Raw genomic sequence first — 14,740 nt, forward strand, 5'->3', positions numbered from 1 at the left:
AACAATGTTTGTCGATCACGTAAAAGTTTATGTTAAAGGCGGTAACGGCGGCGATGGAATGGTCGCATTCCGCAGAGAAAAGTATATTGCATATGGCGGTCCTTCAGGCGGGGATGGTGGAAAGGGTGCGGATGTCGTCTTCATCGTGGATGAAGGTCTTAGAACATTAATGGATTTCCGTTACCAACGTCATTTCAAAGCGCCAAGAGGTGAGCATGGTGCAACGAAAAATATGCACGGTAAAGGTGCAAAAGATATGGTCGTCAAAGTTCCACCTGGCACAATAGTGAAAGACGTGGAAACGGGTGACATTATCGCTGACCTTGTCGAAGATGGACAAACAGCAGTTATCGCTCGTGGTGGACGTGGTGGACGTGGGAACTCGCGTTTCGCAACACCACAAAACCCAGCACCGGAACTTTCGGAAAAGGGAGAACCAGGTGTTGAAAGAGAAATCGTTCTCGAACTAAAAGTACTTGCTGACGCAGGGCTCGTCGGTTTTCCGAGTGTCGGAAAATCCACTTTGCTATCTGTCGTTTCAGCAGCAAAACCTAAAATTGCGGATTACCACTTCACGACACTTGTTCCGAATCTAGGAATGGTTGAGCTTGACGGTGGGAATACGTTCGTTTTAGCCGACTTACCAGGGTTAATCGAAGGAGCGCATGAAGGAATTGGTCTTGGTCATCAGTTTTTGCGTCATATCGAAAGAACACGTGTTATTATTCACGTTGTTGACATGTCCGGTGTAGAAGGACGCGATCCGTATGAAGATTTTGTGACGATTAATGAAGAACTGGAAAAGTATAATCTCCGTTTAATGGAACGTCCGCAAATTATTGTTGCTAACAAAATGGACATGCCTGATGCTGAAGAGAACTTAGAGGCATTCAAAAAGAAATTGAATGATGACAATGCGCTCATCTTCCCGATATCTGCACTTACTCGTGAAGGACTCGATCAGTTGCTGTTTTCAGTTGCAGAATTACTTGAAACAACGCCTGAATTCCCGATGCATGAAATTGAGGAAGAAGATGAAAACCGTTCTGTACTTTATAAGCACGAAGCAGACCCTGAAGACTTCAACATTAGCCGTGATGATGATGGTGCGTTCATTGTTTCCGGTTATACGATTGAGCGTCTCTTCAAGATGACCGACTTTAACTTCGATCAATCCGTCCGTAAATTCGCACGTCAGATGCGCGGAATGGGAATCGATGACGCTCTTCGTGAACGCGGTGCACAAGACGGAGACACTGTACGAATCCTTGACTTCGAATTCGAATTCATAGAATAATTTCGAGTCGAGAATGAATTGTAGCTAGGAGGCATTCAATGAAGCCGTTGGGGGAAGGGCAGTATTATCTTGTACGAGAAGATGTGCTTACGGAATCCATGCAGAAAATGCTTGAAGCGAAGAGGATGCTTGCGAGCGGAGAAGAGAAGACGATACAGGAAGCGACTAAACGGGTTGGGCTCTCCCGTAGCGCTTACTACAAATACAAAGATACCGTCTTCCCTTTTGAATCGATTGCACGTGAGCGTGTATTGACGATTTTCATACAGCTTGAAGACCGCAAAGGCTCACTCGCAACATTGCTCCGTCTCATATCCGAAGCGAAATGCAATGTATTAACGATCCATCAGACAATTCCTGTCCAAGGTCGTGCAAATATTACATTATCACTTGATGTGACCGAAATGCTAATTTCGATGGAGGAATTCATGCAAAAGTTGAAATCTCCGAATTTCATCGATTCCGTCCATCTAATTAGTTCAGGCGCACTTTGATAGGAGGTAGCTGAAGTGACAGATTTAAAATATTCACCTACGGTTGCCTACTTGGGACCTGAAGCTTCATTCACCCATGTAGCAGCAACTTATCTCTTCGGAAATGCCGGACTCATGCCTCAACCGACAATACCCGACTGTATAGAAGCTGTAGCGACAGGGCGAGTGGTCTATGCCATTGTGCCGCTTGAAAATGCATTAGAAGGTTCCGTGCCGATGACAATCGATTATTTGTTCCATGGAAGCGATCTGTTCATCAACGCGGAAATTTCTACACCAATTGAACAGCATTTGATGGTGAATGAAAAGCAGAAAGATGCATTGGACAAATTGGATTCTGTTCAATCTCATCCACATGCACTAGCACAATGTCATAAATACTTGCAATATCATTATCGCCGCACGCCACTCATCCAGACGACTTCAACGGCCGCGGCTGCCAAATACGTATCTGAAAATCCGGACTTGCGCATTGCAGCTATTGGCAATCGGCTTGCAGCAAAAAAGTATGGACTACATATCGCAGAAGAAAATATCCACGATTTTCATTTCAATCATACGCGTTTCGTTGTGTTGTCAATGCGAAAAGGCTACTTGGAAGCGAAGGGTCATGCCGATAACCCTAAAACGACTTTCATGGTGAAATTACCTGAAGACGATCGTTCAGGAGTGCTCCATCAAATTCTTTCAGTATTTGCATGGCGCAAACTGAATTTGAGTAAAATCGAATCCCGTCCGCTAAAAACAGGACTCGGCAACTACTTCTTCATCATCGACGTCCTCGAAAACGAAGACCACCCTATGATGAGAGGAGCCTTAGAAGAACTCGCTGCTCTCAACTGCAACGTACGCTCCTTTGGCACTTATTACACGTACGAACAAAAACCTTCCCGCTAATTCATTTTAGTTGGAAGGTTTTTTGCAATAAATAAATGAATATTCTTCCCTACTCCACAATATACATACTAAGAGAGAGGGCGCCTACTTTTAATAACGTCACCAAATCGGGCGTTCGTTCATACGATGAAATGATGGAAGGGGGATTTTTTTAGTGGATGTCCATATTGTTGTAAAAGGGGATACCTTGTGGAAGATTGCTAGGCAATACGGTATCTCATTTGAAGATTTGAAAAGAGTGAACGCCCATTTGGCAAATCCGGATTATATTGTGCCAGGCATGAAAATCTTTTTACCAGCGAAGAAAAAAGAACATATGCCTTCGATGAAAGTTCCTGACAAGAAACCACAGCAAGGTAAAGAAACACAACCTGTAAAGCCGTCCAAGCCACCAACACAAAAAAAGCCTGAAACTGGTGTGCAGACAAAACCGACGAAGCCTATGCAGCCTATTCCTTTACCGCCGCAAGGAGAAACAGTAAAGCCGCAACCGAAACCACCTATGCCGCCAAAACCGACACCACCTGTCATGAAGCCACAACAACCTGAGCAAAAGCCACCTGCTGAACAAGCGCCGACACCACCTGCACCGCAGCTGCCACCGATGGCGATGCCGCAGTTTTATCCGCCGGTCATGCCGATGCCGATTCCTTGTGGATGGATGCCGATTTTTGACGCAGACTGCTACCCGATGGTACACCATCAAGAGATGACACCACCGTTGCCATTACCAACACCTGAATTGCCATCCATGCCGATGCAGCCAACACCGCCTGCACAGATGGGAACAAAACCGCCGGCGATTGACATGATGGAGTCGAGTCAAGAATACGATTGGGAAGAATCACCGATTTATCCCGGAATGGGAACGGGCACACCGCCATCTTATCCAACGAGCGGTTGGGAGATGATGGAGTCGTCTCATGTGCCGCATATGCCTCAAATGGAATCTTCGCACCATATGGTTCATTGTCCGCCTGAACAAGGCTACATGCCTCAGATGATAGCGCCAGGACAGCAACACCCTTATGGGATGATGCATCCGCAACAGCAGTATTACCACTGTCAACCGTGCCAGCCAGTCTATCATCACGGATGTCACCATCATGGATATTATCCACAAATGATGATGCCAATGCCGATGCAACCGCAACAATGGCCAATGCAACAGATGCCAATGCATCAGCAGCCATATCCATATTATAGCCAACCAGATAATAACGATTGCGGAACGTGTTGATTGGCTTATGGCCATTGAAAAAAATATACGGAAAGTAAAAGAGAATGTATGGAAGTTAGTGGAAGGGGATGCGGCCTATTCATTGAAAAGGTACAAATCTCGTTCCACTGCCGTCAAAGTAGATTATATTCATAGGCAGCTTCATGCTATTCAATTTCCGAATATTGTTCCTGTATTAGAAACGGATGATCCTTTACTGATTATGCAACCTTGGTTTGATGGAACGCGTCCTGTGAATTTTAGAAAAAGAATTGACCGCACAGATTCGCTTCTCGCTTTGCGAGCACTTCATAATTCAAGTGAACAAATTGATTGGGATGCGTCTCCTTATTTGCATAGATATCAGCTGTTAGATAAATGGAAAGATCGATTGGACCGTTTCATCGACAATCGTACGGCCTTGGAAATGCATCTCGGCAAACAGATTGTCGATGAAATCGTGTCGTACAGTCAACTTGCGTTAACTGTATTGAGGAAGACGAAAAGAAAGCAAACGGGCTACACGCTTTTGCATGGAGATGTCGTCCACCATAATATTTTGCGTGATTACAATGGACTTATCCGATTCATTGATTTTGATCTCGCTTGTACAGGGCCTCCTGGTGTAGAATTAGCTCTTTGGGTACATCGTGTCTTGCCGAATATCGGTTATCATTTGGATTTTTTATTAGCAGAACAGACCGTTTTGAATCATTTGGATGATGCTTCAAAAGCGATGATCCTTTATCCGAATGAGGTTTTGAGGGAGTGGTTGCATCTTCTCTCATTACCAGAAGATAATCAGGAACGTTTAGCTAGAAAACTTATTCCGTTCACTGATACAGCTCTCTCTTCATGGCCAAAGTTATGGTATGATGTAGAGCGGATTATGAAGTAGATAAATAGTAAGAGAAGCCGCCTAATAGCGGCTTATTTTTACGTCCATTTTAATGAACGGTCACATGATCTTCTTTAGGTAGAAAACGCGTTCGTATGCTATAATAGTTCCTATACTAGGGGGAGAATGACGTGTACGATTATATTAAAGGCATAGTCACACGGGTGACACCAGAATACATAACGCTTGAACAAGGCGGCATCGGATGGCAAATTATGACGCCGAATCCCTATGCTTTTCATCAAACGGAGGATCTACAACAAATTTTTACGTACTTACATGTGCGTGAAGATATGCAATGGCTTCTCGGTTTTAAATCACTTGAGCAACGTGAACTATTCAAAAAGCTCATTACCGTTTCAGGTATCGGTCCAAAAGGAGCATTAGCTATTTTAGCGAGCGGCATCCCTTCACAAGTAATTGGTGCAATTGAAAGAGAAGATGAGGCTTTTCTTGTGAAATTTCCGGGTGTCGGCAAGAAGACAGCGCGCCAGATGATTTTAGATTTAAAAGGCAAACTCCATGATTTGTTCACAGAAATCGACATGCCCGATACGGAATCTACTCTTTTATCGATGGCAGAGAATGATTCTTTGGAAGAAGCAGTACTTGCATTGCAGGCACTTGGTTATTCACAACGTGAATTAACAAAAGTCCGGTCTGATATGCAGAAAGAAGAACTTGATACAGAAGGTTATATGAAACTTGCGCTAAGTTTACTGTTAAAGCAAAAGTGATGAAAACGAGTAGGAAAGGAGGAATGGTCGATGATGGATCGCGTCATTTCAAGTGAGCAAACTAATTATGATGATAACTTTGAACAGTCTCTACGTCCTCAAACGTTACACCAATACATAGGACAAGAAAAAGTCAAAGATAATTTAAGCATTTTCATACAAGCGGCTAAAGGTAGATGTGAAAGTTTGGATCATGTCCTTTTGTACGGTCCGCCAGGTCTTGGAAAAACGACATTAGCATCTGTCATTGCTAATGAAATGGGTGTCAATGTCAAAATGACAAGTGGTCCGGCAATCGAGCGTCCAGGTGATCTCGCCGCAGTCGTCTCGTCACTAGAGCCTGGAGATGTGTTGTTCATTGATGAAATCCATCGATTGAACCGTTCCATTGAGGAAGTGCTTTATCCTGCAATGGAAGACTTCTGTCTCGATATAGTCGTTGGTAAAGGACCTTCCGCAAAGTCGATTCGTCTTGACCTTCCGCCTTTTACATTGATTGGGGCTACGACAAGGGCAGGCTCACTATCTGCGCCTTTACGTGACCGTTTCGGTGTTCCGTTGCGTCTTGAGTACTACGAAGAAGGCCCACTCAAAGAGATTGTCATACGTAGCGCAAGCCTCTTTGACGTTGCAATCGATGACAGTGCTGCTGTTGAAATCGCCAGACGGTCGAGAGGAACCCCTCGTATTGCCAATCGTCTTCTTAGAAGAGTCAGGGATTACGCACAAGTGAGAGGCGACGGCAATATTACAATGGCGATTGCAAAAGAAGCACTCGAAATGTTGCAAGTCGATTCACATGGTTTAGATCATATCGATCATAAGCTACTTAGAAGCATGATAGAGCGCTTCAGGGGCGGTCCAGTCGGAATCGATACGATCGCAGCAAGCATTGGTGAAGAATCGATCACGATTGAAGATGTTTACGAACCGTATCTCTTGCAGATCGGCTTCATCCAGCGAACCCCGCGAGGAAGAGTCGCAACCGGACTCGCATATACCCATTTCGGCTATGCTATGCCAGAAGGTAATGAATACTGAAAAAGTGGTCACTTTACAATAAAAGGAGTATACAGAACTAATGGATGTTAATGATTTCGATTTTGAATTGCCTGACCGTTTGATCGCCCAAACCCCTTTGGTTGACAGAACAGCAAGCAGGCTCATGGTACTAAACAAAGAAACAGGAGAAGTACAACACCGTCAGTTCCGTCAAATCATCGACGAACTGAATGCAGGTGACATGATCGTTCTTAACGATACACGGGTCCTTCCTGCCCGTTTAATTGGTGTTAAAGAAGACACAGGCGCCTCTATTGAAGTGTTGCTATTAAAAGAAACTGGATCAGACGAATGGGAAACACTCGTCAAGCCAGCGAAGCGCGTTAAAATCGGCACGATTGTCACATTTGGTGACGGCCGTTTAACAGCAGAATGCATAGACATCATGGAGCAAGGCGGACGGAAATTTAAATTCAGCTATGCTGGCATCTTTTATGAAATACTGGACGCACTAGGTCAAATGCCGCTGCCTCCTTATATAACAGAGTCATTAGATGATCAATCACGTTATCAGACGGTCTTTGCAAAAGAAAGAGGCTCCGCAGCAGCACCGACTGCTGGACTTCACTTTACAGAAGAAATCCTCCAAGCGATTAAAGACAAAGGTGTTGGAATTGAATTCATCACTTTGCATGTGGGTCTTGGTACATTTCGTCCAGTGAGTGTCGATACAATTGAAAACCATACGATGCACGCAGAATATTATCAAGTCAGTGAAAGCACTGCAAATGCGATAAATGAAACGAAAGCGAACGGCGGTAATATTATTGCCATCGGAACAACTTCTGCCCGTACGCTTGAAACGATCGCTACGCTGAACGATGGCAAAATAGTCGCTTCAAGCGGCTGGACATCGATCTTCATCTATCCGGGTTATGAATTCAGCATACTTGACGGGATGTTGACGAATTTCCATTTGCCGAAGTCTACATTAATCATGCTTATTTCGGCATTAGCAACGCGCGAACATGTACTTGCTGCTTACAATGAAGCGGTTAAAGAAAATTACCGTTTCTTCAGTTTCGGTGATGCGATGTTCATTAAACCATCAAAAAAGTAAAGGGGCTCTAGAACAGTCCCCCAACGAAAGGAATTTCAACAATGGCAGCAATTACGTACGAACATATTAAAACATGTAAACAGACTGGAGCACGTTTAGGCATCGTCCACACACCGCACGGTTCTTTTGAAACACCGGCTTTCATGCCTGTAGGAACTCAGGCAACTGTCAAAACACAATCCCCTGAAGAGTTGAAGCAAATGGGGGCAGGCATCATCCTCAGTAATACGTATCATCTATGGCTAAGACCGGGGAATGACATTATTAAGGAAGCGGGCGGGCTTCATAAATTCATGAACTGGGACCGTCCCATTTTGACAGATTCAGGTGGTTTTCAAGTATTTTCACTAAGTGAGTTTAGGAAAATCGAAGAAGAGGGTGTTCATTTCCGTCACCATCTTAACGGCAGTAAACTGTTCCTTAGTCCTGAAAAGGCAATGCATATTCAAAATGACCTCGGCTCGGATATTATGATGGCTTTCGATGAATGTCCTCCTTTCCCTGCGACATATGATTATATGAAGGCAAGTGTTGAACGGACTTCAAGGTGGGCTGAAAGATGTTTGGCAGCGCATGCCCGTCCTGATGATCAAGGTCTGTTCGGAATTGTGCAAGGCGGTGAATTCGAGGAGCTGCGTAAGCAGAGCGCGAAAGATTTAGTTTCACTGGATTTTCCAGGATACGCTATCGGTGGATTATCTGTAGGGGAACCGAAAGATATTATGAATCGTGTATTGGAGCAGACGACACCATTGTTACCGAGTGACAAGCCTCGCTATTTAATGGGTGTTGGATCACCGGATTCTCTTATCGATGGTGCGATCCGTGGAGTGGACATGTTCGACTGTGTTTTGCCGACAAGAATTGCGCGTAACGGTACTTTGATGACGAGTGAAGGACGTCTCGTCGTAAAAAATGCGAAATACGAACGTGACTTCGGTCCGCTCGATCCCAATTGCGATTGTTATACGTGCAAAAACTATAGTAGAGCCTATATCAGACATTTAATCCGTGCCAACGAAACTTTTGGTATCCGTCTGACGTCCTATCATAATCTCCATTTCCTCTTGAATTTGATGGAGCAAGTGAGAGATGCGATTCGCCATGATCGCCTAGGCGATTTCCGTGAAGAGTTTTTTGAACAGTACGGTTTCAACAAACCAAATGCAAAAAACTTTTAAATCTTGTATAATAAAATAGGAGAAGAGGGGGGAAATTAAATGAATGGTGATATGTTAGGTACATTACTTCCGATTGTTGCGATGTTCGCGATTATGTGGTTCTTATTGATCAGACCTGCACAAAAGAGACAAAAGCAGACGAAGACGATGCAAGAGAGCTTAAAACGTGGCGATAAAGTCATTACGATCGGTGGTATCCACGGTACAATTGATGCAGTGGACGAGTCCTCCGTGTTCTTGAAAGTTGCGGATGGAACGACTTTGCAGTTCGACAGACAAGCTGTCGGCCGTGTAGTAGATGCAAGCGCAATCTGATAATTAGCGTATAAGGTAAATTGCCTGAAAACGTTTGAAGAGGTGGTCTTACAGGTTATTCCCTGTAAGCCGCCTCTTTTTTGTGTATATTCCTGTTCTGGATAAGGCATCCTTTCAGAAGAAAGGGTGGATGGCCATGTCCGATTTACTAATTATTAGTCTTAGAACAGTATTCATGTACGCGCTCATTGTTTTAATACTACGCGTGATGGGGAAACGCGAAGTGGGGGAGTTGAGCGTAATCGATGTTGTCATTTTTGTTATTATGGCTGAAGTCGTAGCCTTTGCTTTGGATTCTCCAGATAAAAAACTGAGTCACTCTATAGTGCCACTTCTCTTGCTTCTTGGCATCCAACTTCTGACTTCTCTACTTTCTTTAAAAAGTAAAAAGTTCAGAGATCTTGTAGATGGTGATCCGACAGCCATCATTCTAAATGGTATTATACAAGAGGAAGAGATGCGTAAACAGCGGTATAATCTCGATGATCTGTTTCAACAGTTAAGGGAAAAACAAATTGGCTCCATACTAGAAGTTACACATGCATATTTAGAGCCATCAGGAAATTTATCCGTTTTCACGTCAAATGAGACACCACCTGTATTGGCGCTTATTTCAGATGGAGTCATCCTGTCGAGGCATGTGAAACTTATTGGAAAGTCAGAAGATTGGCTTGTAACTGGCTTGAAAGAGCTAGGTGTCAATGATGTTCAACAGGTTTTTTATTGCTGCTACGAGCAAGGTGAACTCCATTTTCAACTAAAACAGGATTTTCAATAAGTTTTCACAAGACGCTTTAACATGAGAACGTCATTTTTCTTCACTTGACCGAAAAGAATTAAAATAATCAGGAGGAACAATGATGTAATTAGACATTCTGTCACTAATCCGAACTGTCCGATCGGTATGAAAATCGGTCGGATGACTGCTGTCATAATAAAGGATACGTACGGTAGCGCAAACATTGTAAAACCGGCGCCAGCCGCTTTATTCTTCCGTAAAGTTGCGATATGGAGGAAAGAAGTGACGAGTACCCCGAATCCAATGGCGAGTACTGCACCTGTAACTTGTAATCCAGCTTGTGACGCTAAGATGAACATGACGCCTAATTTGGCGATTCCTCCATAGACTGAATTCATCATTCCGGCTTTTGCATCTCCTGTCGCCTGTAATATGGAGTACAGGGGACTTTGGATATAGTAAAAGAAAAATATGGGAGCAAGTAATGACATATACGATCCGCCATCGGTGATTTTGAACAGTTTTTCCGCTAAATCTTGTCCATGGATATAAAAAACGGCAGCCGCAAAAGCTCCAGTCAGTGCGGAGAGCCGCAATGCCAATTGGATGCGTTCTTGTAATTTCTTTTTGTTGCTAGTCGCTGCAGCCCCGCTCACAGCTGGTACAAGGACGACTGAGAGCGCGTATGGTATGAAGGACGGGAATAACAGTAACGGAATAAGAACGCCTGAGATGACACCGTAAAGCGATGTAGCAGCAACTGCTCCAACTCCTGCCAATGATAGCGCGCGCAAAAAGATTATGGGCTCAAGAAACCATGTGAAAGTGCCGAACAAGCGACTACCCGAAGAAGGAAGGGCTATTGATAATATCGGCTCCATTGGGTATCGCTCTTTTGTATCGCCAGGCTTGCGATCTGAACGTTTATGTTGATAATACTTGTAGTATAGATACGCAGCAGATAACATTTCTGCAAGCAATGTTATTCCCATTGCATATGCCGCGTTCATTGCACTGTTATCAGGTACTAAAACAATAGGTAATAGTATAGTGATTAAAATGATACGGAATAGCTGTTCAATGATTTGTGACCACGCTGTTTCTTCAATTCTGACGATACCTTGAAAATATCCACGTATCAATCCGCCTACCGCCGCAATTGGAATGATGGCAATACCTACGTATAATGCGGTTGATGTCGCTGCATTCCCAAGCAATGTCTCTGATAGGAATGGAACGAAAAGGATAGACAAAGGTAAGAATACTATTGCGGTCAATATTGTAATGACCGTTGCCGTCTTCATGACAGCAGGAAGCTTGGCAGATTCGCCCCTAGCTTTTAATTCCGCTATCACTTTTGCTACAGCTATCGGAACACCGAGCTGGACGAGTGAGAGAAAGAAGATAAATGCTGGGAAAGCGGTCATATAAATACCGACTGCCTCTTCTCCTGCGACACGCATGAATTGTATGCGGTAAACAAACCCTAATAGCTTGGTCATGAAAACGGCAATCATTAATATGGCGGTTCCACGAATGAAAGTGGACATTTCTAAACAACTCCTTCTCAATTCCGATCATTTCGTATACACTAAACCTATGCATAGCTTTATCTGTTTACGACTGAACGTGAAAGGAATGGAGAAGGTGAAGATCCAATTCGAACAATTATATTATCAAGCATTGCCGGCAATCCAGAGCAAGCGCGATGAACTCGTTTTGTATGGCTATCCTACAGTGATGAACGCAGAGATTTGGGATTACTGTGTTAAAAAGAAATGGCGAAAGAAAAATATTTCCACAATGCGTATTCATGAAATCGTCAATGATGTACTTAGAATAACAGCTCCAGAATTCATGACATATACGCAAATAGAAGAACAAAGAGGCTCAGATTGGTTCTCTGATTTGAACAGTGATGAATTGCAATTGTTGCTGTCTCCTAAGAGTTAAAGAGAATGTATGAGTTACCGAGCACCGAACGATTTGACAGATGGAATTCTCTGTCTCATAATTGGAGTGTTGTATTTTTAAAAACTGTACATAGCAAACACATGCCGCTCGCCGTACAGAGGGGGAACTAATTGATGAAGAAAAGAAGCCGGATTGTAGCATTTTTACTATTACTCGTCATGTTGGGTTCATTAGTAGGCGTTACATCCAATCCAATCATAAAAGACGTAAGACTCGGACTCGATTTGCAAGGTGGATTTGAAGTTCTGTATGAAGTACTGCCACTTAAAGGTGATGAAAATAAAAACATCACAGAAAGTGTTGTAAGTGATACGGCTGGCGCTTTGCGTAACCGTGTTGACGTACTCGGTGTTAGTGAACCGAATATTACGGTTGAATCGAACAACCGAATTCGTGTTCAATTGGCAGGTGTCGAAGATCAGGAGTCTGCTCGTGAACTTTTGTCCACGCAAGCGAATCTGACGTTCCGAGACGCAGATGATAATCTGATGTTAGATGGAAACGATCTTAAAGAAGGTAAAGCGAAAGCGAATTTCGGTGAAAACGGCAATCCTGTCGTCACACTAGAAATGAAAGACCCGGACAAGTTTGGTAAAGTTACATCGGAAATTTCAAAAATGCCAGAGAACGTTATGGTCATCTGGATGGACTTTGAAGAAGGCGTCGACTCATACCGTGAAGAGCGGATGAAGCCTGCTGATAAGCAGAAGTTCATATCTGCTCCTTCCGTACAACGTACAATTAATTCATCAAACGTTGAAATTTCAGGTAGCTTCACTGTTGATGAAACAAAAAACTTAGCAGGAATTTTAAATGCTGGAGCACTTCCTGTTCATCTTGAAGAAATTTACTCTACTTCTGTAGGGGCACAATTCGGTGCACAAGCATTAGATAAGACAGTTCTAGCTGGAATCGTCGGTATTTCACTAATTCTTCTATTCATGCTTATTTATTACCGTGTTCCTGGATTTGTTGCTGTTATTACATTGTCAGTTTATATTTATCTCATTTTGCTCGTCTTTACACGCATTAATGGTGTATTGACGCTGCCAGGTATTGCAGCACTTATGCTCGGGGTCGGTATGGCGGTCGATGCCAACATCTTGACGTATGAGCGTATTAAAGAAGAGCTGCGTATTGGTAAATCGGTGAAGACGTCGTTCACTGTTGGAGCAAAATCGGCGTTTACTGCAATTCTTGATGCGAACATTACGACATTACTTGCAGCAGTTGTTTTGTTCATCTTCGGGACAAGCTCTGTCAAAGGGTTTGCGACGATGCTTATCATCAGTATCCTTGTCAGCTTCTTGACTGCTGTTTGGGGATCACGTCTGTTGCTTGGTCTTCTCGTCTATAGTGGTTTCCTTGACGGGAAAACAGGATTGTTCGGGATTTCTAAGAAACGGGTTCATGCTCCTGAAGAAAACAAAGACACATTTGATTTGACAACGAAGTTCGATCGATTCGACTTTGTACATTCACGGAAGAAATTCTATGCAATATCCATTGTTTTAATCATTTCAGGAATTATTGTGCTCGGGATATTCAAGTTAAACCTTGGCATTGACTTCTCAGGTGGTACGCGTGTTGAAATTTTAGCTGATAAAACAATAACGACTGAAGAAGTTTCAGCGGCATTGGAAGAACTCGGCCAACCATCATCTGATATCGTCATTTCCGGTGACACGAACAACATTGGAGTTGTCCGTTACAAAGAGGAGTTCAAACAGGAAACAGTCAATACGATCAAGAAAGAACTGACAGCTAAGTTCGGATCTGATCCGAACGTATCGACAGTTTCAAATACAGTCGGTAAAGAATTGGCTAAAAACGCATTTAAGGCATTGATAATTGCCGCACTAGGCATTATCATTTATGTCGCATTCCGATTTGAATGGCGAATGGGTGTTTCTTCAATTATTGGTTTGATCCATGATGCATTTTTCATGGTCGCAGTATTTAGTATAACGAGACTTGAAGTAGATATTACCTTCATCGCTGCTGTATTGACCATAGTCGGTTATTCGATTAACGATACAATTGTCACCTTTGACCGTATTCGTGAAAACATGCGTAAGGTTGGCAAAATTGATGATGAGAACGAGCTAGCGGAAATCGTCAACAAATCGTTGCGACAGACGTTAGGACGTTCTGTTAACACAGTGTTGACAGTTATCTTAGTAGTCGTTGCATTGATCGCGCTTGGAGCGGAAGCAATTCGTCCATTCTCAATCGCACTTTTAATCGGTTTAATCGCAGGTACGTATTCGTCAATCTTCATCTCAGCACAAATCTGGTTTGATTTGAAGAAGAGAGAAATGAAGAAGTCAGGCGGATTGAAAATAGAAAAAGAGAAAAAGCAATGGGGTTCAGACGAGCCCGTCGTTTAAGACACACGTTTCAATGATTATATGAACAGGGTATACTTTGTGTATACTCTGTTTTTTTATGTTTAGAAAGGGGAGCGACTAATGAAACAGCAATGGGCAATTATACTTAGTATCATTTTTGCGATATTAATCGCGTTCTTTGCAGTATTAAATGTTGAAGCCGTTAAAGTGAATTATCTATTCGGAACAGCACAGCTGCCGTTAATCCTCATCATTCTTTTCACAGCTTTACTTGGTGCTGCAATTAGCGGATTCATGGCGATTTTCAAAACAGTCAAGATAAACCGCTCCATCAATGAATTGAAAAAAGAAATGACCGCAAAGGAATTAACGATTGCTGATCAGCAAAACGAAATTGTGGCACTTAGGGATTCTGCTAAATCACCGCATGATGAAATGAAATAGGTCGATAGCGACAGTTGACATCCTTTTTGTAAAGGATGTTTTTGTTTGAGGAAATTCACATTAGATTTTCTT

Annotated in this window: 15 protein-coding genes; 14 read left to right on the forward strand and 1 reads right to left on the reverse strand. The window is 43.1% G+C overall.

Annotated features, from left to right (window positions below; genetic code table 11):
- Nucleotides 1-4 precede the first annotated feature (4 nt).
- The 11 genes from obgE (at nucleotide 5) to H9649_RS00570 (ending at nucleotide 9,938) form a co-directional block, all read left to right on the forward strand.
- A complete protein-coding gene (gene obgE / locus H9649_RS00520; RefSeq protein WP_191692694.1) occupies nucleotides 5-1,297 on the forward strand; it encodes a GTPase ObgE in 1,293 nt (430 codons plus the stop codon).
- Nucleotides 1,298-1,335: 38 nt separating this feature from the next.
- Complete coding sequence (locus H9649_RS00525; protein ID WP_191692695.1) at nucleotides 1,336-1,791, forward strand: ACT domain-containing protein; 456 nt, start codon at nucleotides 1,336-1,338, stop codon at nucleotides 1,789-1,791.
- Nucleotides 1,792-1,806: 15 nt separating this feature from the next.
- Nucleotides 1,807-2,688, forward strand: a complete 882-nt coding sequence (gene pheA / locus H9649_RS00530; RefSeq protein ID WP_191692696.1) for a prephenate dehydratase — start codon at nucleotides 1,807-1,809, stop codon at nucleotides 2,686-2,688.
- A 154-nt stretch (nucleotides 2,689-2,842) separates the two neighbouring features.
- Nucleotides 2,843-3,928, forward strand: a complete 1,086-nt coding sequence (locus H9649_RS00535) for a LysM peptidoglycan-binding domain-containing protein (RefSeq protein WP_191692697.1) — start codon at nucleotides 2,843-2,845, stop codon at nucleotides 3,926-3,928.
- 7 nt (nucleotides 3,929-3,935) lie between these two features.
- On the forward strand, nucleotides 3,936-4,805 hold the full coding sequence (locus H9649_RS00540) for an aminoglycoside phosphotransferase family protein (protein WP_191692698.1): 870 nt from the start codon (nucleotides 3,936-3,938) through the stop codon (nucleotides 4,803-4,805).
- A 131-nt stretch (nucleotides 4,806-4,936) separates the two neighbouring features.
- Nucleotides 4,937-5,542, forward strand: coding sequence for a Holliday junction branch migration protein RuvA (gene ruvA / locus H9649_RS00545; protein ID WP_191692699.1), 606 nt, complete (start codon nucleotides 4,937-4,939; stop codon nucleotides 5,540-5,542).
- Nucleotides 5,543-5,572: 30 nt separating this feature from the next.
- Entirely contained in the window at nucleotides 5,573-6,583 is a 1,011-nt protein-coding gene (gene ruvB / locus H9649_RS00550; RefSeq protein WP_191692700.1) for a Holliday junction branch migration DNA helicase RuvB, read from the forward strand.
- Between the two features lie 40 nt (nucleotides 6,584-6,623).
- Nucleotides 6,624-7,664 (forward strand): tRNA preQ1(34) S-adenosylmethionine ribosyltransferase-isomerase QueA, encoded by a 1,041-nt coding sequence (gene queA / locus H9649_RS00555; protein ID WP_191692701.1) that lies wholly within the window; start codon nucleotides 6,624-6,626, stop codon nucleotides 7,662-7,664.
- A gap of 41 nt (nucleotides 7,665-7,705) precedes the next feature.
- Nucleotides 7,706-8,845 carry a tRNA guanosine(34) transglycosylase Tgt gene (gene tgt, locus H9649_RS00560; protein WP_191692702.1) on the forward strand — a complete coding sequence of 380 codons (1,140 nt, stop codon included), beginning with the start codon at nucleotides 7,706-7,708 and terminating at the stop codon, nucleotides 8,843-8,845.
- Between the two features lie 39 nt (nucleotides 8,846-8,884).
- Nucleotides 8,885-9,160, forward strand: coding sequence for a preprotein translocase subunit YajC (yajC, locus tag H9649_RS00565; RefSeq protein WP_225229592.1), 276 nt, complete (start codon nucleotides 8,885-8,887; stop codon nucleotides 9,158-9,160).
- A gap of 136 nt (nucleotides 9,161-9,296) precedes the next feature.
- A complete protein-coding gene (locus H9649_RS00570) occupies nucleotides 9,297-9,938 on the forward strand; it encodes a DUF421 domain-containing protein (RefSeq protein WP_191692703.1) in 642 nt (213 codons plus the stop codon).
- Here the strand turns inward: H9649_RS00570 and H9649_RS00575 are convergent.
- Complete coding sequence (locus H9649_RS00575; RefSeq protein ID WP_191692704.1) at nucleotides 9,932-11,449, reverse strand: putative polysaccharide biosynthesis protein; 1,518 nt, start codon at nucleotides 11,447-11,449, stop codon at nucleotides 9,932-9,934. The two genes, H9649_RS00570 and H9649_RS00575, sit on opposite strands and share 7 nt — an antisense overlap.
- Here H9649_RS00575 and H9649_RS00580 point away from each other — a divergent pair.
- From H9649_RS00580 to H9649_RS00590, 3 genes are all read left to right on the forward strand, one after another.
- On the forward strand, nucleotides 11,436-11,852 hold the full coding sequence (locus tag H9649_RS00580) for a post-transcriptional regulator (RefSeq protein WP_191692705.1): 417 nt from the start codon (nucleotides 11,436-11,438) through the stop codon (nucleotides 11,850-11,852). The genes H9649_RS00575 and H9649_RS00580 overlap by 14 nt on opposite strands.
- 134 nt (nucleotides 11,853-11,986) lie before the next feature.
- Nucleotides 11,987-14,263, forward strand: coding sequence for a protein translocase subunit SecDF (gene secDF / locus H9649_RS00585; protein WP_191692706.1), 2,277 nt, complete (start codon nucleotides 11,987-11,989; stop codon nucleotides 14,261-14,263).
- A gap of 81 nt (nucleotides 14,264-14,344) precedes the next feature.
- Nucleotides 14,345-14,668, forward strand: coding sequence for a LapA family protein (locus H9649_RS00590; protein ID WP_191692707.1), 324 nt, complete (start codon nucleotides 14,345-14,347; stop codon nucleotides 14,666-14,668).
- The last annotated feature ends 72 nt before the right edge of the window (nucleotides 14,669-14,740 follow it).

The sequence above is a fragment of the Sporosarcina quadrami genome (genome assembly GCF_014836615.1).
In the GTDB taxonomy this organism is placed as follows: domain Bacteria; phylum Bacillota; class Bacilli; order Bacillales_A; family Planococcaceae; genus Sporosarcina; species Sporosarcina quadrami.